The organism is Lentzea nigeriaca (genome assembly GCF_016907955.1).
In the GTDB taxonomy this organism is placed as follows: domain Bacteria; phylum Actinomycetota; class Actinomycetes; order Mycobacteriales; family Pseudonocardiaceae; genus Lentzea; species Lentzea nigeriaca.
In genome coordinates this window covers 97242-121952 of the sequence record NZ_JAFBCX010000019.1, presented here as the reverse complement: position 1 = coordinate 121952, position 24711 = coordinate 97242, and the positions used below count along the sequence as shown (strand labels likewise).

Sequence of the window (24711 nt, the reverse complement as noted above, 5' to 3'; positions counted from 1 at the left end):
GGCAGGCAATCCAACTAACGAGTGATCCACTTATCGGTGACGGGTGTCACGTAACGTCTCGACTGGATGCGTTTGGTCGCCCCCGGACCGCTACCGTGTTCCCCCGTGCGGAAAGGTGGGGACTCGTGCGGCTGATCCGTCTGGGCGCTGAACCTTCAGCCATTGGGGCGGACGTCCGTGCCGCCCTCACGGCGTGTGGCGCGGGTACCGAGGTCCTGGGTGGGGTGGCGCTGACGGGCGTCCAGCCACCCGACTGCCCCGTGCCGCTCGACGCGATCGTCGTGCTGCCCAAGGGCGTCCTGGTGATCGTCGGCGTCGACCTGCCCGATCCCGCCGTGAAGCTCGAGGCACCGCTCGGCGGCCAGTGGAAGATCGACGGGTGGCCGCTCATCAGCCAGGACGGCGCGGCGAACCCCGCGACCGAGGCGGTGGCGGCGGCGACCGCGGTGGCGCAGCGAATCCAGGCGATGCGCGCGGAGCCGCTGCCGGTCAGCACGGTCGTCGCGGTCGGGCCGTTCGTGAGCCAGGTCGTGCAGCCCACCTCCGACCTCAACCGCGGTGTCCGGGTGCTGCACCCCAAACCGTCCACTTTGCTCAGCGCGGCGCGTGAGCTCGCGACGTCGTCGGTGCTGTGCACGGCCGACCACGCCATGAAGCTCCTCGCGATCCTGCAGACCACCGGCACGCCGCCGGACGCGCGGACGTTGCTCGCCGAGGGTTTCAGCGACGCCGTCTCCCCCGACCTCGCGGCCGCCAGCACGATGCTGATCCCGAAGGTCCATGCCGGGCACGTGCTGGCGCGCAAACGCTTGCAGAACAAGGTGCCGCTGCCCTACCTCGCGATCGGCGCCCTGGTCGCGGTGCTGCTCTTCGTGTGGCTGGTCGTGGCCGTGTCCAGCGACGACAAGCAGGCCGACGCCACGCCCGAACCGTCGGCGACGGCTCCGACGACGGTCGTCGTGGACGGCACGACGTTCGTGCCGAAGGACGTCAAGAAGGACAAGGACTGCCAGGCGCAGGCGTTCGGCGACGCGAAGGCGTGGCTGGTCGCGAACGAGTGCGGCGAGCTGCAGCGCGCCACCTACGAGACGAACGTGCAGGGCAAGCCGGTGACGGTCATGGTCGCCGATCTCAACCTGCTGGACTCGCCGAGCGCGACCGCGTTCCACAAGGTCGTCGCCGCGCCGGGAGCGGGCGGGGTGAACGGGCTGGACGGCAAACCGCTGGAGAACGCGGCGTTCGCGAGCAACGTCAAGGGCAGCCACGTGCAGCTGGCGTTCGTGGTGTGGTCCGGCGGCGCGGACGACGCGGCACTCGACCCGATCGCCAAGCAGGCGTTGCGCCTGCCGGCCGCCCGGTAGAGGGTGGAGGGCATGGTCGGACAACTTCGTTCTGTCGTGCTCGACTGCCCGAACCCCTCCGAGCTGGCGTCCTTCTACGAGAAGCTGCTGGGCGCCGAACGGCTCGCCGGCGGTGACGACACCTGGGTGGTGATCGTCGCGAACGGCACCCGCCTCGCGTTCCAGCTCGCGCCCGAGTACCAGCCGCCGACGTTCCCTGACCCGCACGGCTCGCAGCAGTTCCACCTCGACGTGCTGGTCGACGACATCGAGGAGGCCGAGCCCAAGGCGCTGGCGCTCGGCGCGCGGTTGGTGCAGAAGGACAACGACGACACGTTCCGCGTCTATTCGGACCCGGTCGGACACACGTTCTGCCTCGTGTGGCTCACCTGATCCACGCCTAGTGTGGCGTCATGGACTTCGACGTCATCGTCATCGGTGGTGGCCCTGTTGGTGAGAACGTGGCGTGGCGGACGGCCGCGGGAGGCCTGTCCACCGCCATGATCGAGAAGGAGCTGGTCGGCGGCGAGTGCTCGTACTGGGCGTGCATGCCTTCGAAGGCGTTGCTCCGGCCCGGTCACGCGCTCGCGGCCGCCCGGCGCGTGCAGGGTGTGAAGGCGGGGTCGCTGGACCCGGCCGAGGTGCTCGCGCGCCGCACCGGCTTCACGTCCAACTGGGACGACTCCGGCCAGGTCAAGTGGGCCGAGTCGGAGAACATCACGGTCATCCGCGGCGACGGTGAGGTCACCGGCGAACGCGAGGTCACCGTCGGCGGAGAGGTGCACCGGGCGCGTCAGGCCGTCGTGGTGTGCACCGGCAGTGTGCCGAAGATGCCGCCACTGGAAGGCATCGCGGACACTCCGGTGTGGACGTCGCGCGACGCCACGTCGGCGCGCGAGGTGCCCGACTCACTGGTGGTGCTCGGCGGCGGCGTCGTCGGTGTCGAGATGGCGCAGGCGTGGGCCCGGCTGGGGTCGAAGGTGACGCTGGTCGTGTCCGGTGAACGGCCGTTGCCGCGCATGGAGGAGTTCGTCGGGCCGCTCGTCGTCGAGGGTTTGCGGGAGGACGGCGTCGAGGTGCTGCTCAACGCCCGCGCGTCGGCCATCGCGCCGGGCGCGCTGACGTTGCAGGACGGCAGGGTCGTGAAGGGCTCGGAGATCCTCGTCGCCACCGGACGGGTTCCCGCGACGAAGGACGGCAAGCCACTGACCATCGACGACTCCGGCCTTGTGTCCGATGTGGACGGACGGTGGTTGTACGCCGCGGGCGACGTGACCGGGCGTGCGTTGCTGACGCACCAGGGCAAGTACCAGGCACGTGCTGTCGGAACGGCGATTCTCGAACGGTCCCGCGGGTTCGAGCCCAGGCAGTGGTCGGCGGGCCAGGCGTGGGCGGATCACGTCGCGGTGCCGCAGGTGGTGTTCACCGACCCCGAGGTGGCGTTCGTCGGACACACCGCGGAGGAGGCCCGCAAGGCCGGCCGGGACATCAAGGTCGTCGATCTCGACATCGCGGTCGCCGGGTCGTCGCTGCACGCCGACGGCTACCGCGGCAAGACGCGCATGGTCGTGGACGAGCGCACGCGGACGCTGGTCGGCGTCACGTTCGTCGGCCAGGACGTCGCCGAGCTGCTGCACTCTGCCACCGTCGCGATCGTCGGCGAAGTCACCGTGGACCGGTTGTGGCACGCGGTGCCCTCGTACCCGACGATCAGCGAGGTCTGGCTGCGGCTGCTGGAGGCCTACGGGCTCTGAGGTGCGGGCTGCTGGTCGAAGATCGGCCCCAGCATGCCGGTGAGCAGCTCGTTCGCCGTGCCGACCACATACGCGCGATCGTCGGCGTCGACACGTTCGGCGAGCTTGAACAACGCGTCCGCGGTCTGCACGGCGATCCGGAAGGTCAGCATCACCGGCACGTCGCCGTGCGTACCGAACCGGTTGACGAACAGCTGCGCCAGCCGTTCGGCCATCAGCTCGTACTGGTCGACGCTGGAGTCGAGCCGGTGGCTGTCCAGCATGTCGCTGAACCGCACCCGGCCGAAGCCCGGCAGGTCGGACAGCATCCGCAGGTAGACGCTGACGACCTGAGCGACGGCCTCGCGCCACGTGTCCGCGATCAGGTCGGCGGCGAACAGCCCCTCGACCTCGCGGAGATACGTCTCCATCCCGCGCAGTGCGAGCGCGTGGACAACGGAACGTTTGTCCGGGAAGTACTGATAGAAGGAACCAATGGGCACTCCGGCCACATCGACGATGCGCGCCGTGGTTATGTCGTCATAGTCGTATTCGTTCAGCAGGCTCGCACAAGCGTCCAGGATGGCGGAGACAGTGGCCGCGCCACGCTGTTGCACCGGCTGCCGACGCATCACCCTGGCTAACCTGTCCCTGGCCGGGTCTTCATGCACGCGGACATCTTTATCCATACGACCCGTTAAGCCCAAGCACAGGTTCCCGACAGGTTTCAGCCCGGATCTCCCCTGCGTTTGCGATGAAGTACCCAGCCGAAGTCGACAACGCAGACAACGGCGAGTAGTAAAAGCAGGATTGCGAGCCAGACGAGGTCAGCTCTCAGTGCCAGCCATCCCGCGACCGAGTTGAAGACCAGGCCGAACCCCGCGAGCCACAACCGCAGCGTCAGAGCACTGCGCGGAGGTGCCGGGGGTGGCAGGTAGTCGCTCACCTCACCCGGTTTCCCTCAGCAGCGGCGCGTCAACCCGCCGCAGGGGCCTCGGGGGTTTCGTCACGTAGGGCCTAACGAGACGCGTCAGGGCCAGACCAGGCGCGATGAGCGGCACGACGGCGGTCAGCAGGGCGGCTGTGATGCCGGCTCGCATCACGTCCTTGGGCATCACGGCGACGCGGTCGACGACGAACGCGCGGCGCCCGGTCAGCGACACGACCGCGAGGACGGCCAGGAACACCACCATGCTGAGCATCGCCCGTTGGACCGCGTGCTCGTATCCGGCTGCTTCTCCCGCGACCAGCACGGCGAACCACCCGGCGAGAGCGGGCAGCTGCCCCTGTTCGGTGGTGGCCGCCCAGCTCAGCCCACCGAGCGTGGCGAGCCACACGAGCACGTGTCTGCGCTCCTGCGCCCAGGAGGATGCCGCGTCGAGGGGAATACCGGTCCAGTCGAGTACGCCGAGCGGAGTGAGCGGGGTGTCGGCGAGCTGGCCGAGCACCCAGGCGAGCGTCCACGCGGACAGCGGCACCGCGAGGACGAGCTGCCAGCGGGGCCTGCGCACCACGCAACGGGCGAGCCGGGCGATCTCCGCACGCGTCATACGCCCACCTTGCCGCTTCCAGGTGGTTTGTGGAGAAACGTCACCCCAACGCTCACCCGCACGGACCCTCCCCGACAGGGTTGATCACGCAGCGCAATCCACTATCGGGGGACAGATCTTTCCTATGCTGAGGACATGAGCATTGATCAGCTCCTGCATCTGCCCAGCTACCTGATGCTCGGGCTGGTCAGGGAGGCCCGCAGGCTCGCGCGCGGCGACCTGCGGGGGCCGCACGTCACGGTGCTGGCGTTCCTGGCCGAGCAGGAAGCGGTGGCGCAGAAGCGGATCAGCGACACGGTGCGGATGGTCGCGAGCGACCTGGTGGCGGTGCTCGACGACCTCGAACGACGCGGGTTCGCCCTGCGCAGACGGGACGACCAGGACCGGCGGCGGTTCGCCGTGTCGATCACCGAGACGGGCAGACGGGCGTTGCGCGAGCGGCTGGAGAAGGCGCGGGCGCACGAGGAGGAGCTGCTGGCGCCGTTGACATCGGACGAACGGGACAAGTTGACCACACTGCTGCGGAAGGCATACCTGCACCACGCAGATTTACGTGTAGATTAGACAGTCTGCGCTCGCACGACCGGGGTGCGGGCAGGACTGTGTTTTATGTACTACCGAGTGACACAGGATTGAACCCTGAGGTCGCAGGGTATCGAGAAAAGAGGCAAGTTGTCAAGCCCCTCCGATGACCTCCGGCTCGCCGAAATGGAGCCGGAGCAGGAATACGTGGCCATGTTGTACGGCCGGCTCGACGACCTCCGCGAACAGACGTCGAAACGACTCGCACAATCGTTGCGACAAACTGGCGGGACGCACCAGATGCGGTCCGAGCGCGACACCTCGGTCGCGATGTACACAGATCAATTGGCTCAGTACAGCGCGGTGGAGAACGGACTCGCGTTCGGCCGGCTCGATTTCCACAACGGTGACCGGTTCTACATCGGACGAATCGGTCTCTTCGACGAGGACAAGGAATACGAGCCGCTGCTGATGGACTGGCGGGCGCCCGCCGCCAGGCCGTTCTACCTCGCGACCGCGGCCTCTCCCGACGGCGTCCGGCGGCGCCGCCACCTGCGCACCCGTTCGCGCAAGGTCATCGGCCTCGACGACGAGATCCTCGACATCAACTCGGTCGAGCCGTCCCGCAACGAGGGCCTGACCGGCGAGGCGACGCTGCTGGCCGCGCTGAACGAGTCGCGCACCGGCCAGATGAGCGACATCGTCGCGACGATCCAGGCCGAGCAGGACATCATCATCCGGTCCGAGCTGAACGGCGTCGTCGTCGTGCAGGGCGGACCCGGCACCGGCAAGACCGCGGTGGCGCTGCACCGCGCCGCGTACCTGCTGTACACCCACCGCCGGCAGCTGGCGAAACGCGGTGTGCTGGTCGTCGGCCCGAACACCACGTTCCTGCGCTACATCAGCCAGGTCCTGCCGTCACTGGGTGAGACGGGCGTCCTGCTGTCCACGGTCGGCGAGCTGTACCCCGGCCTGACGGCCACCGGCAAGGAGTCGCCGGAGGTGGCGGCCGTCAAGGGCCGCATCCAGATGGCCGACGTGATCGCCGCGGCCGTGCGGGACCGGCAGGAGGCGCCCGCGTTCGTCGACATCCGCTTCGACAACGACGTGCTGCGCCTCGACCGCCGCGCGATCTCCGACGCGCGGGGCAGGGCGCGCCGGACCCGCCGCCCGCACAACGAGGCCCGCCGCACGTTCGCCCGCGAGATCATCTCGACGCTGGCCTCGATGGTGGCCTCCCGCCTCGGCGGCCACCTGCTGGACAAGGCGGACATGGACGACATCCGCCGCGAGATCCGCGAGTCCGACGAGGTGCAGGCCGCGATCTCGTCGCTGTGGCCGGTGCTGACGCCGTTCTCGTTGCTCTCGGAGCTCTACGCGAACCCGAAGCGCCGCAACCGCGCGATGTCGAAGTTCACCCGCGAGGAACGCGACCTGCTGCAGCGGACGACGGACGACTGGACGCCGGCGGACGTGCCGTTGCTGGACGAGGCCGCGGAACTGCTGGGCGAGGACGACACCGAGGCCAAGGCCCGCGCCGAACGCCAGCGCCGCCAGGCCATCGAGTACGCCCAGGGAGTCCTCGACATCCTCGACCTCGAGGACGACGCGGACCCCGAGATCCTGATGGCCACGGACCTGATGGACGCCTACCGCCTGGCCGAACGCCACGGCGTCGACCGCTACGAGACCGCGGCGGAACGTGCCGCCGCCGACCGCACGTGGACGTTCGGGCACATCATCGTCGACGAGGCGCAGGAGCTGTCGGCGATGGCGTGGCGCACGTTGATGCGCCGCTGCCCCAGCAAGTCCATGACGGTCGTCGGTGACATCGCGCAGACCGGTGACATCGGTGGCGCGACCTCGTGGGACACCGTGCTGTCGCCGTACGTGCAGAACCGCTGGCGCCTCACCGAGCTCACCGTCAACTACCGCACCCCGGCCGAGATCATGGAGGTTGCGGCCGACGTCCTGGCGTCGGTGGACTCCTCCCTGGTGCCGCCGACGTCCGTGCGGGAAACCGGTGTGCCGCCGTGGGTTTGCGCCGTGCCGTCGTTCCCCTCGGAACTGCCCGCGCTGATCGCCGGCGAGGTCGCCGCAGTGGGTGACGGCAAGATCGCGGTGATCGTGCCCGCCGCCTTGCTGGAGCCGGTGGGGTCCGCCGTGGTGGCGGAGGTGCCGGGGTCGTCGATGGGCAACGACCTGGAAGAGGCCCAGGTCGTGGTGCTCGGCGTGACCGACGCGAAGGGCCTGGAGTTCGACTCGGTCGTCGTCGTCGACCCGGTCGGAATCCTGGAGGAGTCGCCGCGCGGAGCGTCCGATCTGTACGTCGCGCTCACCCGTGCCACGCAACGACTCGGCGTCGTGCACACCGGAACGCTGCCCGATGTGCTATCCCGGCTGAAGGACGTTTCGTAACGAACGGTGGAGGCCTGGGGTGGCGAGCCTGGACGCGGCGGTCGGCCGCATCGTCGTGTCCGTCAGCAACCAGCTCGCCCCCAGGCTCTCCCAGCTGATCCCTCCCCCGCCGCCGGACGTCGACCCGGTGTTGCTGTCCTACCTCGAATCCCCGGACTTCGCCGAGGTCGCCCGCCAGGTCGTGCTGTGGCGCGCGATGCGGGGCTCGCTCGACGCCGGCTTGGCCGCCGACCTGCGCGAGCAGATCGTGCAGGGCCTGCGCCTGTCCGGTGCGTCGGCTGATCCGAAGGCGGTGCTGGAGGCATTGGCGTCGCCGGAACCGTTGCGGACAGGCGATCTCGACACCCCGACGGCGGTCGGCGTCGCGCATCTGGCCGGCGCCGTCAAGAACAACACTCTCGTGCTGCGCCGCGCACCGTCGTTGGCGGACTTCCACTCCTACGCCGCCCAGCTGCGCGGTCGCATCGCCGCGATGCACGGCGAGATGCGATTACCCCACATCGGGGTCAGCCGCTCCGTGCCGTACGACGAGCTGTACGTGCGGCCGACGCTGTCGCCCGACATCGCCGTCTCCTCACTGACCGCACCAGGCCGCCGCACCGTGCTGCTCGGCGACCCCGGTGCCGGAAAGTCCACGCTGGCAGGAAAACTGACGCACGACATCGCCCTCGACGCCGAGGAGCGCGTCCCGTTCCTGTTGGTGCTGCGCGACTTCACCGCCTCGTTCCGCACCGGCGGCCGCGAACTGCTGAAGTACTTCGAACACATCTGCAACGACCCGTACAACCTCCCTCCCCCACGCGACGCCGTGGAATACCTGCTGCGCAACGGCCGCGCCGTGGTCGTGCTCGACGGCCTCGACGAACTGGTGCAGCCCGAACTGCGCCGCCGCGTCGTCCGCCTGGTCGAGGGCTTCGCCCACCAGTACCCGCTGACCCCGATCGTCGTGACGGCCCGCAAGGTCGGCTACCCGGAAGCACCGCTGAGCGAGTCCCTCTTCACCGTCGGCACGGTCGACGACTTCGACTCCGGCCAGGTGGCCGACTACGCGGCCCGCTGGTTCGCCCTGGACGCCGCCACCCCCGCCCACCAACGCGCCCTGCTCGCCGACGCGTTCCTCAGCGAGAGCTCCGAGATCGAGGAACTGCGCCGCAACCCGTTGCTGCTGGCCCTGTTGTGCGCCATGTACTCCAGCGAGCACTACCTGCCCCGCAACCTCGCCCAGGTCTACGAGCGCTGCGCCGTCATGCTCTTCGACCGCTGGGACTCCATGCGCGGCATAGCCCTGCCCGTGCAGTTCCAGGGCCGCCTGCGCGCCGCCGTCCAACACCTGGCCTGGTACCTGTTCGACGGCCCGGAACCCGGCGCCGCCCTGCCGCGCAGCCGGATCGTGCGGCTGCTCACCAACTACCTGGTGACCAAGTCCTTCGATCCCGACGAGGCCGAGGGCGCCGCGGAACGCTTCACCGAGTTCTGCACGGGCCGCGCCTGGATCCTCACCGACGTGGGCGCCACCGCGAGCGAGCCGTTGTTCGGCTTCACCCACCGGACCTTCATGGAGTACTTCGCCGCCGAACACCTGGTCCGCAAACACACCACCTCGGCCGCGCTGTGGACCGCCCTGCGTTCGCACGTCTCGGAAGGCGCCTGGGACGTCGTCTCCCGCGTCGCCCTGCAACTGCACGACCGCAACGTGGACGACGGCGCCGACGAGGTTCTCGCGCTGGCGATCCGGGACAACGAACTGAAGTTCGCCGCTCGGTGCCTCAGCCACCTGACACCGCGCCCGGAAATCGTCCGAGGCATCACGATGCTCGCTCTCCGCCGAGCCGTGGCGATCCCCCTCGACGAACGGATCTTCCACCGCCACGAGGTGGACGATCCGCTGTTCTTCTGCCTGCTGGAGAAACTGCCCGCGAACAGCGCCACGATCCACCGCGCGTTGGCCGAGGACGTCGCGCGGCTCTACGACGAGCAGAACCCCAACATCTCCGGTCTCCTCCGGGGCCTGCTCGGAGTCGTCCCCCTCGACACCGAGCTGGAGTCGGCTCTGCGCGACGTCTACTGGGAAAAGGATCTGCGCCCCCTGCCGAGGCCGTGGCTGCCCACTGTGGACGGTCTCACCGAACTCACCACGCTGGTGGTGGAGTTGGGTCCTCGGGCGCTGTTCGAGGACTACGTCTTCCTCGGCGTGGTCGCGTTGTCGCCGGCGCAGGTTCTGTTGTCGTCGGACAGAACCCTGGCCATCGACCGGGACGCGGCCCGCCGCCTGGCCACGCAGATCGCCGGTTCGAAGCGGCCGTGGATCTCCTACGAGAGCTGGTTCGACCACCGCCGGCCGGTGGGCTCGATCAAGCTGACACCACGCGAGGAGCTGTGTCCTGACCTGGAGTTCCTGCTGTGCGTGCCCTACCTCGAAGCGTACGTCGACTTCGAACGCCCGCTTCCCTTCAAGCCCCCGCCGCATCTGCAGGACTTCGCCGACAGCCGGGGCAACCGACCCTGGACGCCACCGGAAGGCATGTCCGAGGCAGTGGCCGACCTGCTGATCGCCTGGACCACCAGGGACTTCAACGTCTTCGAATAGGAGCTCTCGTTGCACAGCATCGAGTCGGCGGTCATCCGGGTCGTCGCCGAGGTGAACGATCAACTGGCGCCCTGGTCGGCCGACAAGGTGGAGTTCAGGCAGGCGGCCGCGGAGACCGCCGCGAGCGAAGCACTCCTGAACTACTGCGGTCGCGCCGACGCGGAGGCGTTGGAGGCGTATCTCGCCTCTCCCGACTTCGCCATCGTGGTCGCACAGCACCGCATCGCCCGCACCGGCGGCAAGGCCGCGAAAGACCAGCTCAATCACGGACTTCGGCTCGCCGGGCTGTCTCCCGGCCTCCTGGGACGCGCCACCGAGGTGGTGTACGACGTGATGGTGGCCGCCAGCCGAGAACTGATCCAGCGCTTCGGCGTGCGCACCGCCAAGATCGACAGCAGCGACCTGTACGCCGCAGCCGTCAGCAACAGCGCCATGCTCGTGCGGCTCAAGTCCACCACCCGCATCCACGCCTTCGCCGCACGCCTGCGCGACCAGGTCGTGGCGCTGCACAACAGAATCCGCCTGCCGCACGTCGGTGTCAGCAGGTCCGTCCGGTACGACCAGCTCTACGTCAAACCCACGCTGACCTCCCCTGACGTCACGCTCGGCGTGCCAGGGGAACGTGTCGTGGTGCTCGGCGACCCCGGCGCGGGCAAGTCGACGCTGGCGGCGAAGTTCGCGCACGACACCGCAGCCAATGGTTCGGGCCGTGTGCCGTTCCTCCTGGTGCTGCGGGAGTTCACCACTTCGTTCGACGAGGGCGGACGCGATCTCCTGCACTACCTGGAAAAGCTGTGCCAGGCTCCGTACAACGTGAAGCCTCCGCGCGACGGCGTCGAGTACCTGCTGCGCGCCGGGCGAGCCGTGGTCATCCTCGACGGCTTGGACGAGCTGGTGCAGACCGAGTTGCGCAGGCGGGTCGTGTCGTTGGTCGAGGGGTTCGCTCACCTGTACCCGCTGGTGCCGATCCTCGTGACCGCCCGGAAGATCGGCTACGAGGACGCGCCGCTGACCACCGACCTCTTCACCACGAGCCACATCCCGGAGTTCGACGACCAGCAGGTTTCCGACTACGTGACTCGATGGTTCAAGCTGGACGAAGCCACCTCGCCGGACGAACGCGAACGGCTGGCGAGCTCGTTCATGGAGGACAGCGAGCAGATTCCCGAGCTGCGCAGCAACCCGTTGCTGCTCACGCTGTTGTGCGCCATGTACTCGAGCGACCGGTACCTGCCGCGCAACCTCGCCCAGGTGTACGAGCGGTGTGCGTTGATGCTGTTCGAGCAATGGGACTCCAGGCGCGGTATCCCTCTACCGCTGAGGTTCCACGGCCGGTTGCGGGGCGCCGTGCAGCACCTCGCGTGGAAGATGCTCAACGCCAAGGAGTCCGGGAAGGCTCTGACGCGCACCAGGATCATCAACATCCTCACGGACTACCTGGACGCGAAGCTCGACGACCACGACGAGTCGCTGGCGATGGCACAGGAGTTCCTCGCGTTCTGCACCGGGCGCGCGTGGATCCTGACCGATGTCGGCGCGACGGCATCCGAGCCGCAGTTCGGCTTCACCCACCGCACCTTCATGGAGTACTTCGCCGCCGAGCACCTCGTCCGCACCCACCGCACCGCCGCAGACCTGTGGGTGGTGCTAGGGCTGAACACTCGCCAGTGGGACGTCGTCGCTCAGATCGCCCTCCAGCTTTACGACCGCAACGTCGAGGGCGGGGTGGACGAACTGCTGGCTGAGGCGGTCGACAACGACGGGCCGGCATTCGCCGCACGAGCGCTGCAGCATGTGTACCCGTCCATGCGCACGATCCGGACTATCGTCAACGCCGCGGTGGACAGGTCGGTCCTGTGCCCCCTGGAGGACCGGTTCGAAGGCTACGACTACATCCACGACGTCGACCTCCCGTTGCACGAGTGCATGAGAAACCCACCAGGGATGCACCGGGCCGTCATCGACCAGATCATCATCGATCGTCTCGGCGAGCATCTGGAACGGGACGACCTGCGTGCCGCCCTTCTGCTCCACGTCGTCCAGAGTTCGGTGCCGGGCATCCACGAGCTGATCATCCGGCACCACGAACGGCTCACAGCACTGTGGAAGGGTTCGCCGTGGGCGGCACCAGACCTCATCGTCCTGCGTGAACGCGGCGTTCTCCCGGAGCTTGTCCTCGGCTCCGGACCACGCGCTCTCTTCTTGAAGTACCGCTACGGCAACTCGTCGATCGACGGGGCCGGAACCATGTTGCTGGCAGGCCCCACCGTGGTTGTTCAGCCGGACCGGGTCGCGGTCGCGATGACCACGGCACCGCTGCCGTGGGTCGCTCGCAGCGACATCATCGAGCGCCTCCCCGACTGGCTCTACGACGGGGGGATGCCCGCCGACGCAGCCCAGATGCTGGTGGCACTACCCATCCTGGAGAACACGGGTTTGAGCCGGAACCTGCCGGCAGCGTGGCTCGGACAGAGGAACGTCCCGGTTCAAGTACGCGAGTTCCTGCTCCGGTGGATAGAGGGCGAGATCAGCGTCCTAGCGACAGACCCACCGCCGCGGCAAGGACACCTACCGCCACACTGACGACGACGTTCAGCAGTGCCAGGCGGTACTTCTCGCTCTCCAGCAGCTTCACCGTCTCGTAGCTGAACGTCGAGTAGGTCGTGAGCCCACCGCAGAACCCGACCCCGAGCAGCGGCATCCACGACGTCCCAACGAGAAACCCGATGAGGAAGCACCCGACGACGTTCACCGTCAGAGTGCCCCAAGGGAAATCGGACGAGTGCCGCGCCTGCACGAACCGGTCCAACAGGTACCGGCAAGGCGCCCCGAGAGCGGCACCGAGGAACACAGCCAGCACGGTCATCGCGTCACCCGCAAGCCGAGGAACGCCGCCACCACCGCACAAATCGGCGTGACCAGCAGCGCCCACGACCACGACGCCGCGTACGACGAGAACGTCGTGAACCCGCCCAGCAGCCCAACGCCGAAGAACGCCCGCACCAACGGCCGCGGCACCAGCCCCATCAACACGCCGATGAGGAACGACCCCAGCACGTTGATGACGAACAACCCCCACGGGCCCGGCACGAACAAGGACAGCCCGTAGCGCGCGATGCCGCCGAGCCCGCCGCCCAGCGACACCAGTGCCACGAACGGCAGGTGCAGCTCGGTGCGCTGGGTGGGGGCGCGGACTTGGTCAGGTGGGTTCGGCAAGGTGCTCAACCAGGTGATCCAGGGCCTTCAGGGCGCGCACCACGTCCTCGCGCTCCGAGGGCTCGAGCTTCGACAGGGCCGATCCGATTCTCTTCTCGTGTTCGCGCTGCCACACGAGCAGCTGTTCGTGTCCACGTGGTGAGACGGATAGTCGCGCTACCCGTCGGTCCTTGGGGTCTCCGCCGCGGACGACGAGGCCCGAGTCGATCAACTGGGACACCAGGCCGGAGACGGTGTTGGGGGCCAGGCGCAGGGCCGCGGCGAGGTCGCCGACCTTCATCGGCGGGCGTTCCGCGAGGGTCTGCAGCAGCTCTACCTGCGCCATCGGCAGGGATTCCCACGGCCAGTCCGCCCGGATGCTCGTCCGCAACGCCCGGCGCAGGCGAGTGACGACGTCGGTGAGCGTGCGGGCTTCGTCTGACATGCAGAAATCCTACTGAACTTCCGGCAATAGCTCGGTATCAGATATAATCTGGGTACGATGAACTGGTTCGTCACGGAGTCACCTCGGCCGACGTGGATCGCGCGTCGGTCGTACGCGCCGTGGTTGGTCATCGCGACGGTGTGCTTCGGGGCGTTCATGGGGCAGTTGGACGCCTCGATCGTCACGCTGGCGTTCCCCGCGATGAGCGACCACTTCCACGCGAATCCCGAGTGGATCTCGCTCAGCTACCTGATCACGCTCGTGGCCCTGCTCGTCCCAATGGGCAGGATCGCGGACCGGCTGGGCCGCAAGATCGTCTACATCTACGGGTTCGCGGTCTTCACCGGCGCGTCGATCGCATGTGTGTACGCGCCCGGTTTCGACGCGCTGATCGCGGCCCGCGTCGCCCAGGCGGTGGGCGCGGCGATGTTGCAGGCCAACAGCGTCGCACTGGTCATCACCGCGGTCGCGCCCGAGCAACGGCGCAAGGCGCTGGGCATCCAGGCGGCGGCGCAGGCCGCGGGGCTCGCGGCCGGGCCACTCCTCGGCGGGTACCTCACCGAGCACCACGGCTGGCAGGCCGTGTTCGCGATCAACGTTCCCATCGGGCTGATCGCCATGATCGCGGGCCACTACCTGCTGCCCCGCACGAAGACCAAGCCGGAGAAGGCGAAGCCGACCTGGAAGGTCCTGCCGGGACTCACCGGTGTACTGCTCGCCTACGCCGCGTTGTTCGCGCCGATGACGTTGCTTCCGTTCACCATGAAGCAACCGTTGGCACATATAGGGTTCACGACGGCCGCCCTGCCACTGGGGTTCGCCGTCGCCGCGACGTTGCTCTCCAAGCCGGGCATCAGGACCGGCGTGCTGATCACCGCGATCGCGGTGATCATGCCTGTGCCGCAGGTGGTTCAGCTCGTCACGGCGGGCATCGGGCTCGGTGTCGTCGCGCCCGCCTGCACGAAACGCGTGATGAGCGCGTTGCCGGAGGCGTCGGCGGGTGTCGGCAGCGGACTGGTCAACGTCGCACGAGGCCTGGGTACGGCGCTGGGCGTCGCGGTCGCCACCGCGCTGATTCACGCTTTCCAATGACCGCAGCGGGTTCGGGTAGGCCAAAAAGGGCTCCACCCCTGCCACACACGTGTGGCACCTCAGTAGCCTGTGGACATGTCTGAACGGGTGAGCTGGGTTCCTGAAGGCCTTGACACGGGCAAGCCGAGCGCCGCTCGCCTTTACGACTACCTGCTCGGCGGCGGGCACAACTTCGCGGCGGACAGGGCGCTCGCGGAGAAGTTCCTGCAGGCTCAGCCGAACGCGCGCACGATCGCGCGGTTGAACAGGGCGTTCCTGCGCCGGGCCGTGCTGTTCATGATGGACCAGGGCATTCGCCAGTTCCTCGACCTCGGCTCCGGCATCCCGACGGTCGGCAACGTGCACGAGATCGCACAGAAGGCCGACCCTGAGGCTCACGTCGTGTACGTGGACTTCGAGGAGGTCGCGGTCGCGCACAGCCAGCTCATCCTGGAGGAGGATCCGCGCGCGACGATCATCCAGGAGGACATGACCAAGCCGCAGGCCGTCCTGAAGGCGGCCGAGGAGAGCGGTCTCATCGACTTCGCACAACCGGTCGGCGTGCTGACCGTCGGCGTCTTCCACTTCGTGCCGCCGGAGGCCGACCCGCACGCGGTCCTGGCGGCCTACCGCGACGCCGTGCCCGACGGCAGCTACCTGGCGTTCTCGCAGTTCACCCAGGACCTGCAGCCGGAGGAGATGGCCGGGATCGTCGAGGTGATGAAGAAGAGCCAGAACCCGATGTTCCCACGCACGAAATCCGAGATCGCGGGTCTCTTCGACGGGTTCGACGTGGTCGAGCCGGGCATCGTGCCGTTGCCCCTGTGGCGGCCGGAGGGCCAGAACGTCGACGATCCGGACAAGGCGGGCATCTACGCTGCTGTCGGGCGCAAGGTCTAGCGTCTCTCGATGTTGGCCGGGGGCCGGTGAGTCCGTACGCTCTGTGCACAGAATGGAACTTCGGGAACTCGCCGCCCGCTGGATGCACGCGCTGACGTCGACCGCGTACATCCCGCTGTCACATGCCGAAATCGAGCAGGCTCTGCTCGATTCGCTGGTGGAGTTGCCCGAGTCACCTGAATCCGTGGCCGATCGGCTGGTGTCACTGCACGCAACCGGCCCGGACTCGTTGCGTGTCACGGTCGAGGTTCTCTCGCCTGCCTTCGAACTACCGCTGCTCGCCAGGTTGAGCTCTGCGTACGCGCACTACATGCGGATGGACGCGTTCGACCAGCAGGAGCAGATCAAGGTCGCGATCGTGCGGGCCAAACAGCGGGTCGAGCGCACGCTGAAGGTCAGCCAGGCGCGGTTCAAGGAGGTGTTCGAGTCCAGCGCGCTGGGCATCGCGATCACCGACTTCGACGGCAGGTGCGTCGAGGCCAACGACACGCTCGCCGAGATCGTCGGGCTGGAGTCGGGTGCCGAGCTCATCGGCCGGCAGCTGATCGACTACTTTCACCCGGAGGACAAGGCCGCGCTCGCCGCCTCATACCGGCAGGTGCGCGAGGGGCGCGTGGAGCGGTTCCGCGACCAGCGCAAGCTGATCCGCGAGGACGAAGAACCGGTGTGGGTGTACCTCGCGGCCTCGTTGCTGCCCGACGCGGACGACGAGCCGACGCACCACGTGACGATGGTCGAGGACATCAGCGAGCTGCACCTGTTGCAGCGCAACCTGGACCACCAGCTGCTGCACGACTCGATGACCGGCCTCTCGAACCGCCAGCACTTCGTCACGCAGGTGGAACGACGGCTCGGCAACGACCCGATCACGTTGTACCACTTGGGTTTGGACGCGTTCTCGGTCGTCAACATCGGGCTTGGCCACGAGACCGGCGACAAGCTGCTCAAGATCGTCGCATCCCGGCTCCGCAAGCTGGCCGAGGAGAAGAAGGCCGTGGTCGCGCGACTCGGCGGCGACGAGTTCGCGCTGATGACGATCTCCGACCACGTCACCACGACCGTCGAGGAGATCCAGGCGACCCTCGCCGAAGCGACCTTTGTGGACGATCACGGCATCGCACTGTCGGCGAGCATCGGCGTGGTGGACCGGCCTCCCGCGTTCGCCACGGCGGCCGAGCTCATGCGCTGCGCGAACGCCGCGCTGCGCCAGGCGAAAGCGCGCGGCAAGCGGCAGTGGGCGTTGCACGACCCGCACGACGACGCCCGGCGCCGCGGCAAGTACGCGCTGGCCGCGTCGATGCCGGGCGCGTGGGAGCACGGCGAGCTGGAGATCGTCTACGCGCCGGTGCACGACCTGGAGACCCGCGAGGTGCTCGGTGCCGTCGCCCGCCTGCACTGGGACGACCTGAGCCACAACGACACGATGGCGCTCGCCGACTCGACTGGTCTGTCGCTGCCGATCGGCAAGTGGCTGCTGCGCGAGGCGTGCGCTCAGGCAGCGAGATGGGTGGACGAGTTCGGCGACCGGGCGCCCACGCTGCACATCGCGTTGGGCGCCCTGCAGTCTCGCGACGAGGACCTGGTCGCCGACGTCAAACGCGCGCTCGACGAGACGGGGCTGCCGGTGGAACGGCTGCGGATCGCGCTCGACATCTCGTCGGTGCTGGCAGGCGACGACAACGCGGTGGTGCTGCACGACAGCGGCATCGTGACGGCGCTGGACGGCTTCCACGGCGGGCACGACGAACTGGCCGTGCTGACCGACGTGCCGGTCCGCACGGTGATCACCCGAGCACCCGCGCCCACCCCGGACTCCCCGCTGCGCCAGGCGATGCGCGACCTCATCACCACCGTGCACAGCCTCGGCGTGCGGTTCGGTGTCGACGAGGTGCACACGCCCGCCGACGCCGACCAGTGGCGTTCCGTCGGCGCGGACGCCGTGATCGGGCTACTGCCCGCGCTCTCCGCGGCCGAGGTGACGGAGCTCCTGACTACAGCTGCTTCACCGCCGCCAGCAGTTTCGTGAGCGAGTCCTTGGCATCGCCGAACAGCAACGTCGTCTTCGGGTTGTACAGCAGCTCGTTGTCCACGCCCGCGAAGCCCGGCCGCATCGACCGCTTCATGAACACCACGGACTTCGCGCGGTCGACATCGAAGATCGGCATGCCGTAGATCGGGCTGGACGGCTCGTCGCGCGCGCCGGGGTTCACCACGTCGTTCGCTCCCACGACGACGGCGACGTCGACGGAGGTGATGCCGGGATTGATGTCGTCGAGCTCCTTGAGCTGCTCGTACGGCACGTCCGCCTCGGCGAGCAGCACGTTCATGTGCCCCGGCATGCGGCCGGCGACGGGGTGGATCCCGTAGGAGACCGAAACACCGCGCTTCTCCAGCTGCGCCACGAGCTCGCGCACCGCGTGCTGGGCCTGCGCGACCGCCAGCCCGTAGCCGGGCACGACGAGCACGTTGTTGGCGTACCCCAACAGGATCGCGACGTCCTCGACCGTGCCCGACTTGACCGTCCGCTGCTCCTCCCCAAGCGCTGCAACGGTGGTGGCCCGGAAGGCACCGAACAGGATGTTCGCGAGCGAGCGGCCCATCGCCTGCGCCATCAACCGGGTCAGGATGGTGCCGGACGCGCCGACGAGCGTGCCCGCGACGATCAGCAGCGTGTTCGCCAGCACGTAACCGGACGCCGCGACGGCGAGACCGGTGAACGCGTTCAGCAACGAGATCGCGATCGGCACGTCCGCACCGCCGACGGGCAGCACGAACAGCACGCCGAGCGCGAGCCCGGCGATCGCCAGCAACCACAGCAGCAGACCGTTCTCGGTCGTCATCGTCAGGACGCCCAGCGCGACCGACGAGACACCGGCCGCGATCGCGAGCTGCTGCCCCGCCGGCAGCAACACCGGCCGGGTCGTCATCAGCTCCTGCAGCTTCAGGAACGTGACCACCGAACCCGAGAAGCTGACCGAGCCGATCAGCACCGTGAGCACCGTCGCGAGCAGGAACAGGAAACCCGGATCGCGCACCGCGAAGAACTCGGCCAACGCCACCAGTGCCGCCGCCGCGCCACCGACACCGTTGAACAGCGCCACCATCTGCGGGATGGCGGTCATCTTCACCGAACGCGCGGCCGGAATGCCCACCGCCACACCGAATGCGACGGCGATCAGGATCCACAGTCCGTTGTGGACGACGCCGTGCACGTACGCGGTGACGACGGCGACGAGCATGCCGAACGCGCCGATGAAGTTGCCGTAGCGCGCGTATTTGGGCGAGCTCAAGCCTTTCAACGCCAGGATGAAGCACAGCGCCGCGACGAGGTACATCAGCTGGACGATCATTTCTTGAACATCTCCAGCATCCGGTCGGTCACCACGAACCCGCCGACGACGTTGACCGTGGCCAGGAAGACCGCGAGCAGCCCCAGCACGAGCTCGAGGGTGCTCTCGGCGGAACCGGTGATCAGAATCGCGCCGACGAGGATCACGCCGTGGATGGCGTTCGCACCGGACATCAGCGGTGTGTGCAGGATCGTGGACACCTTCGAGACCACCTCGAAGCCCACGAACACGGCCAGCACGAAGATCGTCAGCAGGTCGATCACGGCAACTCCTTGCGGATCTGACCGTCGTGGGTGAGGCAGCAGCCGTCGAGCACCTCGTCGTCGAGGTTCGGCAGCACCCTGCCGTCCACGATCATCAGCTTGAGCAGGTTGAGCACGTTGCGCGCGTACAGGCGGCTCGCGTGCACGGGCATCGACGACGGCAGGTTCAACGCGCCGTGCACGAGCACCTCGCCGACCCAGGTCTCTTTCCCCGCAACGGAAGCAGCGCAGTTGCCGCCGGACTCCGCTGCCAGGTCGACCAGCACGCTTCCCGGTGCCATCGCCTTGAGCATGTCGGTCGTGACGAGCACCGGGGCCTTGCGGCCGGGGATCGCAGCCGTTGTGATCACCACGTCGGACGCGGCGACGTGCTCGCCGATGAGTTCTCGTTGGCGCTCCAGGAACTCCTCGGACTGCACGGAGGCGTAGACGCCGGACTGCGTCTCCAGGTCGAGCTCCAGGAACTTGGCGCCGAGGCTGCGAACCTCCTCGCCCGCGGCCTTGCGGACGTCGTAGGCCTCGACGACGGCGCCGAGCCTGCGCGCGGTCGCGATCGCCTGCAGGCCCGCGACGCCCGCGCCGAGCACGAGCACCTTGGCCGGCGGCACGGTGCCCGCGGCCGTGGTGAACATGGGCAGGAAGCGCGGCAGTCGTTCGGCGGCGACCAGAACGGCCCGGTAGCCCGCCACCAGAGCCTGTGAGGACAGGGCATCCGCGCTCTGGGCACGGGTGACGCGCGGCAGCAGGTCGAAGCTGAACGACGTGACGCGGCGGTCGCGGTAGACCTCGAGCAGGTCCCGCTCGTTCGCGGGCTGCAGGAAGCTGATCGTGATCGCGCCGGGTTTGAGTCCCGTGGCCTGGTCGAGGGTCAACGGCTGCACGGACACGACGACGTCGGATTCCGGCGCCGGGTCCTCCGGGGTCACGATCGCCCCCGCCGCGCGGTACGCGGCGTCGACGGCGTGAGCGTGCCGGCCCGCGCCTTCCTGGACGTGCACGGTCAACCCGGCGTCGACCAGCGACGACACCGTGTCCGGTACGCAGGCGACGCGACGCTCGGCGGGCCGCGACTCTGCGGGTGTTCCCACTCTCACCGTACGCACGTTACGCGATCAAAGGTGACCTGGGCCACATCACAATTGCCAGAGCACCGCACCGGCGAGCGTCAGGCACCCCACCAGCCCAAGCGCGGGCACCACGCGCTTACCGAGCGTCCACGCGCTGGCGTTGGCGATCGCGTAGTAGAGCAGCACGCAGAACGAGCTGAACACGATCGCCCTGGTCACGTCGACGGCGAGCACGAGCGCGACGGCGGCCAGCCCGGTGGCGATCTCGGCGGCGCGCAGATCGGCCAGGAACCCCGGCAGCCTGCGGTCGCGGGCCATGGCGAGCGTGGTCCGGCTGACGCCCAGCTGCAGCGAGAGCAACGAACCGAGCGCCGCGAGGCAGGCGCCGACCCGGATGGCGGGAGCCCAAGTCGGCGACACGTCGGCGAGGGTCTTCGTCGCGAGGTCGCTGCCCAGGGCGTTCAGCGCGGTCAGGGCCACGACCGTGTAGACGACCAACGTGATCGCCAACGCGATGACCACGGCACGCGGGATCGTCTTCTGCGGCTCCTTGACCTCCTCTCCGAGGGTGGCGATGCGCGCGTAGCCCGCGAACGCGAAGAACAGGAGCGCGGCGGCGGGGAGGATGCCGGACGGGAGGAAGTCAGCCGGCGCCGCCGCGTCCCGTGCCGTGACGGTCGTCAGGGCCAGCACGAGCAGAACAGCGATCACGATGATCCTGGTCGCCAGTGCGGACTTCTGGACACCGGTCAGGTTGAGCACGGTCAATGCCACGATCGCCGCCACGGCAACGGGTTTGGGCGCACCGACGTAGGTGCCGACCGTCAACGCCATGGCCGCGCACGACGCCGTCTTGCCCAGCACGAACGCCCAGCCGGCCAGGTCGCCCCAGATCCGGCCGAGCCGTTCGCGGCCGTAGACGTAGGTGCCGCCGGACTGCGGGTACTTCGCGGCCAGCCAGGCGCTCGACAACGCGTTGCAGCAGGCGATCACGCCCGCGATGACGAGGCTGACGAGCAACGCGGACCCGGCCGCCGCCGCGGCCGGGGCGAACACCGCGAACACTCCAGCGCCGATCATCGAGCCGAGCCCGACGAAGACGGCATCGGTCAGGGTCAAGCTCCGGGTCAGTTGCACCCGGTCAGTGTGGAACAGGGCAACCCTTCATCGGGGATGCGGCCGGGAAGAAGTTCGGCAGGAGTTCACCCGAGTCGTAGTAGCGGTGGTAGACCGGGGTGAGCCCGCCCGACACGGGTGGCACGATCCACGACCAGTCAGCGGGACACGGACGTCCGGCCGCCTCCTCCTTCTCCAGGTGTGTCAGGAACCTCCTCGACTCGGTGTGGTGATCGGTGATCGTGACCCCGGCCTCGCCGAACGAGTGCAGGACGGCGCGATTGAGCTCGACCAACGCTCGGTCGCGCCACAACGTCGCCTCCGACGACATGTCCAGGCCCATTCGTTTGGCGATGTACGGCAGCAGGTCGTACCGATCGTGGTCGGCGAGGTTGCGGGCGCCGATCTCCGTGCCCATGTACCAGCCGTTGAAGGGCGCCGACGGGTAGTCGATGCCTCCGACGCGCAGGCGCATGTTGCTGATCGCGGGAACGGCGTGCCACTTCACGCCGAGTTCGGCGAGCCACGGCAGTTCCGGGTGGGACAGCGGAACCTCGAGCACCGCGTCCGAGGGAATCTCGACGAGCGCCGGGTCGTGGCCCTCGCAGGTGACCATCAACGGCAGCACGTCGAACGGGCCGCGCGACGCCGGTGGTTGCCAGCCGCGCTTCAACGCGAGCTCGGTCAGCGCCAGGTTCCTGGCGTCGCCGAGCACACCTCCGTCGGAGCCGCGGTAGGCGGCGTAGCGGACGATCTGTTCGTTCAGGATCGACGGCGCGGGCATGCCGGGCTCGTGCGGGGCGAAGATCGTGATGACGGGGCGGATCTTGCCCTTGTTCGTCGCGACGCGGAGGTGCTCGACGCATTCCGCGGCCACCTCTGCGGGAGTGGACACCTCCCGCAGGTCGCGCACTTTCAAGCTCCGCCAGTAAAGGCGGCCGATGCAGCGGGAGCTGTTGCGCCAGGCCACGCGGGCGCCGAAGGTCAGTTCGGCAGTCGTGTGACGATAGGTGCCGGTCGCGGCTATCTCCGCGTGCACCTCAGCCAGCCTGGCCTCGACCGGACCCAGGTCAGGGTGCTCGGCGTGGTGCTGGCGGACGAAGTCCTCTGCCTCGGCGATGTCGATCTCGCGGGTGTTCTCGACCTGCGCCGGGGGAAGCGCCGTGAGGGAACGGGGCATCACATCAGTCGGGACGGGGGTCATGGCGAGGCACCGTAGTTGCGCTTTCGTGTACCGGAAACCGCCTGTCGCGCTACGCCATCTGGATCACTGGACCGCGTCCGACACGGTGAGCGAGTACTTGATACCGCAACTGGGTGACAAACCTCGCGACAAGGGGTGGTTTTCGACTGTTACCCCGCCGAAATCAAACATTGACCGGTGATCTAGTTCACTGGTGGATTCGACCCGTTCGAGTGAACTTCCCCTGGCACCTCCCACGAGGAGAAACGCGTCATCCCGCGCACCGCCACCGAAGGCGGCAACGCCCGGAGCGCGAAGTCCCGCAACGCCAGGGCGATCGGCGACCGCACCTCGATCCCGAACTTCCCCGCCGCCTTCGAGCTCCGCCACACCGACTGCGTCCGCGGCCGCCGAAGCGCGTCGTACCGGGCGAGATCACCGTCGCACACGGCCAGCGTCACCGCGTCCTCCAGCGCCATGCACGCCCCTTGCCCCAGGTACGGCACCATCGCGTGCGCCGCGTCGCCGAGCAGCGCCACCCGCCCCCGCACGAACGTCGGCAGCGGCGGCAGCTCATAGATGTCATGCCGAAGGATCTCGGGTGTCGTCGCCATCAGCGTCGGGATCGGCTCGTGCCAACCGGCGAACAGCTCCACCGGATCCAGATCGGCCTGAGCGGGCGCCACCGTCGAGACGTACCAGCAGACCCTGCCGTCCGCGAGCGGCAGGACGCCCGCCTCGCCGCCGGGACCGAATGTCTGCGAGATCGGGAGATCGAACGGACCCGGCGCCACCCCTCGCCACGCCGTGGCCCCCGCGTACACCGGTCCCGGCGCGTCGGGCAGCAGCTCCGCGCGGAGGCGGCTGTTGATGCCGTCCGCCGCCACCACGAGGTCTGCGTCCAGCTCCCCAACGCCGGTCACCTCGACGTTGTTGAAAAGGATCTCCGGCGGCAACGCGCGCAGCAACACACCGTGGAGATCGGCCCGGTGCATCGCGATGATCTTCTCCTGGCCGACCCCGGGCAGATGCGTCAGCCACCGCCCGTCGGACGCTTTGATGCCACCCGACACGCGCGAGCTGCCGAGCCGCCGCGCCTCGTCCGCGAGGCCCATCCACTCCAGCGCCCGCACCGCGTTCGGCATCACGCCGATCCCGGCACCGACCTCGCCGAACTCGGCAGCCCGCTCGAGCACCCGCACGTCCCAGCCCACGCGCCGTAACGACACCGCTGCCGCCAGCCCGCCGATGCCACCGCCCACCACGATCGCCTTCATCCCCGCCTCCTCTACACCTGTAGAAGAATCTACACCTGTAGACTACGGCTGTAGAGAGACAAGGGACACAGTGCGAAAAGACCTGATCACCGACGCCGCGATCGCGCTCGTGGCGGAACTCGGCATGCGCGGCCTGACCCACAGGGCCGTCGACAGGAAGGCCGGCCTGCCGGAAGGCTCGACGAGCGCCTACTTCCGCACCCGCAAGGCGTTGATCGAGGGGCTCGTGGAACGGCTGGCGGTCCAGGAGCAGCAGGAGATCGACCTCGACACCGACGACGTCGCGGGCAGCATCGCGCGGACGATCGACAGTTGGCTCGTCGAGCGGAACCGCACGCTCGCCAGGTACGCGGCGATGCTCGAAGCCACACACCATCCAGAGCTCAGGACGATCCTCGTGCACTCGCCGCGGGAGCAGGCCACGGCACTCGCACAGGCGTTGGGCCACAAGAATCCCGAGCGGGCCGGCGCGCACATCACCGCGTTCATCGAGGGCCTGCTCTTCTACCGGCTCGTCGGCGGCGGCAGCACCACCGGGCCGACGCCGGGCACCGAGGAAAGCGTCCAGGACCTCAAGAAGGCCGTCGAAAAGGCGTTGCGGCCGTAGGTACCGTGGGTTTCATGGGATTCGGGTACGGGGTCTTCTACCTCTGATTCAGGACGTGTGTCACCACGCAACACGTCCTGTTTTCGC

The 24711-nt window shown here is 68.4% G+C and carries 23 protein-coding genes; 11 read left to right on the top strand and 12 right to left on the bottom strand.

The genetic code is table 11. The features are described 5' to 3' along the window. Positions 1-125: 125 nt before the first annotated feature. The 3 genes from JOD27_RS38820 to JOD27_RS38810 are packed head-to-tail and all read left to right on the top strand — an operon-like array spanning position 126 to position 3094. Positions 126-1361 (top strand): hypothetical protein, encoded by a 1236-nt coding sequence (locus JOD27_RS38820; protein WP_204767348.1) that lies wholly within the window; start codon positions 126-128, stop codon positions 1359-1361. A 12-nt stretch (positions 1362-1373) separates the two neighbouring features. Further along, positions 1374-1733, top strand: coding sequence for a VOC family protein (locus JOD27_RS38815; RefSeq protein WP_204767347.1), 360 nt, complete (start codon positions 1374-1376; stop codon positions 1731-1733). 20 nt (positions 1734-1753) lie between these two features. After that, positions 1754-3094: a dihydrolipoyl dehydrogenase family protein gene (locus JOD27_RS38810; protein WP_204767346.1), complete on the top strand. Its 1341-nt coding sequence runs from the start codon at positions 1754-1756 to the stop codon at positions 3092-3094. Here the strand turns inward: JOD27_RS38810 and JOD27_RS38805 are convergent. The 3 genes from JOD27_RS38805 to JOD27_RS38795 all read right to left on the bottom strand — a co-directional run bounded on the left by JOD27_RS38805 (position 3082) and on the right by JOD27_RS38795 (position 4623). Beyond that, positions 3082-3705 carry a TetR/AcrR family transcriptional regulator gene (locus tag JOD27_RS38805; protein WP_204767345.1) on the bottom strand — a complete coding sequence of 208 codons (624 nt, stop codon included), beginning with the start codon at positions 3703-3705 and terminating at the stop codon, positions 3082-3084. The genes JOD27_RS38810 and JOD27_RS38805 overlap by 13 nt on opposite strands. A gap of 95 nt (positions 3706-3800) precedes the next feature. Next, positions 3801-4019, bottom strand: coding sequence for a DUF6343 family protein (locus JOD27_RS38800; RefSeq protein ID WP_204767344.1), 219 nt, complete (start codon positions 4017-4019; stop codon positions 3801-3803). A 1-nt stretch (position 4020) separates the two neighbouring features. After that, on the bottom strand, positions 4021-4623 hold the full coding sequence (locus JOD27_RS38795) for a hypothetical protein (protein ID WP_204767343.1): 603 nt from the start codon (positions 4621-4623) through the stop codon (positions 4021-4023). 135 nt (positions 4624-4758) lie between these two features. Here JOD27_RS38795 and JOD27_RS38790 point away from each other — a divergent pair, with 135 nt between their 5' ends. From JOD27_RS38790 to JOD27_RS38775, 4 genes are all read left to right on the top strand, one after another. Next, on the top strand, positions 4759-5187 hold the full coding sequence (locus JOD27_RS38790) for a MarR family winged helix-turn-helix transcriptional regulator (RefSeq protein ID WP_204767342.1): 429 nt from the start codon (positions 4759-4761) through the stop codon (positions 5185-5187). Positions 5188-5295: 108 nt separating this feature from the next. Next, positions 5296-7563: a HelD family protein gene (locus tag JOD27_RS38785; RefSeq protein WP_275591921.1), complete on the top strand. Its 2268-nt coding sequence runs from the start codon at positions 5296-5298 to the stop codon at positions 7561-7563. Between the two features lie 19 nt (positions 7564-7582). Continuing rightward, on the top strand, positions 7583-10150 hold the full coding sequence (locus JOD27_RS38780) for an NACHT domain-containing protein (protein ID WP_204767341.1): 2568 nt from the start codon (positions 7583-7585) through the stop codon (positions 10148-10150). Between the two features lie 9 nt (positions 10151-10159). Next, the gene (locus JOD27_RS38775) at positions 10160-12733 is read left to right on the top strand and encodes an NACHT domain-containing protein (protein WP_204767340.1); all 2574 of its coding nucleotides are present in this window, start codon (positions 10160-10162) and stop codon (positions 12731-12733) included. On the opposite strand, the gene crcB is transcribed toward JOD27_RS38775, so the two are convergent. From crcB to JOD27_RS38760, 3 genes are read right to left on the bottom strand one after another with little or no spacing between them, the layout of a single operon-like run. Next, on the bottom strand, positions 12678-13016 hold the full coding sequence (gene crcB, locus JOD27_RS38770; protein WP_204767339.1) for a fluoride efflux transporter CrcB: 339 nt from the start codon (positions 13014-13016) through the stop codon (positions 12678-12680). The genes JOD27_RS38775 and crcB overlap by 56 nt on opposite strands. Then, entirely contained in the window at positions 13013-13366 is a 354-nt protein-coding gene (locus JOD27_RS38765) for a fluoride efflux transporter FluC (RefSeq protein ID WP_239570927.1), read from the bottom strand. Before JOD27_RS38765 ends, crcB begins: the two co-directional genes overlap by 4 nt. Continuing rightward, positions 13350-13790, bottom strand: coding sequence for a MarR family winged helix-turn-helix transcriptional regulator (locus tag JOD27_RS38760; protein WP_204767338.1), 441 nt, complete (start codon positions 13788-13790; stop codon positions 13350-13352). Before JOD27_RS38760 ends, JOD27_RS38765 begins: the two co-directional genes overlap by 17 nt. Positions 13791-13847: 57 nt before the next feature. On the opposite strand from JOD27_RS38760, the gene JOD27_RS38755 reads away from it, so the two are divergent. From JOD27_RS38755 to JOD27_RS38745, 3 genes are all read left to right on the top strand, one after another. Beyond that, positions 13848-14882, top strand: a complete 1035-nt coding sequence (locus tag JOD27_RS38755; protein ID WP_204767337.1) for an MFS transporter — start codon at positions 13848-13850, stop codon at positions 14880-14882. Between the two features lie 75 nt (positions 14883-14957). Beyond that, on the top strand, positions 14958-15761 hold the full coding sequence (locus tag JOD27_RS38750; RefSeq protein ID WP_204767336.1) for an SAM-dependent methyltransferase: 804 nt from the start codon (positions 14958-14960) through the stop codon (positions 15759-15761). Positions 15762-15813: 52 nt separating this feature from the next. Further along, positions 15814-17787: a diguanylate cyclase domain-containing protein gene (locus JOD27_RS38745; protein ID WP_204767335.1), complete on the top strand. Its 1974-nt coding sequence runs from the start codon at positions 15814-15816 to the stop codon at positions 17785-17787. On the opposite strand, the gene JOD27_RS38740 is transcribed toward JOD27_RS38745, so the two are convergent. From JOD27_RS38740 to JOD27_RS38715, 6 genes are all read right to left on the bottom strand, one after another. After that, positions 17753-19111: an NAD(P)(+) transhydrogenase (Re/Si-specific) subunit beta gene (locus tag JOD27_RS38740; RefSeq protein ID WP_204767334.1), complete on the bottom strand. Its 1359-nt coding sequence runs from the start codon at positions 19109-19111 to the stop codon at positions 17753-17755. The genes JOD27_RS38745 and JOD27_RS38740 overlap by 35 nt on opposite strands. Then, positions 19108-19374: an NAD(P) transhydrogenase subunit alpha part 2 gene (locus tag JOD27_RS38735; RefSeq protein WP_198680616.1), complete on the bottom strand. Its 267-nt coding sequence runs from the start codon at positions 19372-19374 to the stop codon at positions 19108-19110. The genes JOD27_RS38740 and JOD27_RS38735 overlap by 4 nt, the downstream gene beginning before the upstream one ends. Beyond that, positions 19371-20468, bottom strand: coding sequence for an NAD(P) transhydrogenase subunit alpha (locus JOD27_RS38730; protein ID WP_204767333.1), 1098 nt, complete (start codon positions 20466-20468; stop codon positions 19371-19373). Before JOD27_RS38730 ends, JOD27_RS38735 begins: the two co-directional genes overlap by 4 nt. Before the next feature lie 39 nt (positions 20469-20507). After that, positions 20508-21578, bottom strand: coding sequence for an APC family permease (locus tag JOD27_RS38725; RefSeq protein ID WP_443673969.1), 1071 nt, complete (start codon positions 21576-21578; stop codon positions 20508-20510). Between the two features lie 4 nt (positions 21579-21582). Then, positions 21583-22761 carry a nitric oxide synthase oxygenase gene (locus tag JOD27_RS38720; RefSeq protein WP_204767332.1) on the bottom strand — a complete coding sequence of 393 codons (1179 nt, stop codon included), beginning with the start codon at positions 22759-22761 and terminating at the stop codon, positions 21583-21585. A 182-nt stretch (positions 22762-22943) separates the two neighbouring features. Then, positions 22944-24017 (bottom strand): FAD-dependent monooxygenase, encoded by a 1074-nt coding sequence (locus JOD27_RS38715; RefSeq protein ID WP_204767331.1) that lies wholly within the window; start codon positions 24015-24017, stop codon positions 22944-22946. Between the two features lie 70 nt (positions 24018-24087). Between JOD27_RS38715 and JOD27_RS38710 the strand changes: the two genes are divergently transcribed. After that, positions 24088-24624, top strand: a complete 537-nt coding sequence (locus JOD27_RS38710; protein ID WP_204767330.1) for a TetR/AcrR family transcriptional regulator — start codon at positions 24088-24090, stop codon at positions 24622-24624. Positions 24625-24711: the final 87 nt, after the last annotated feature.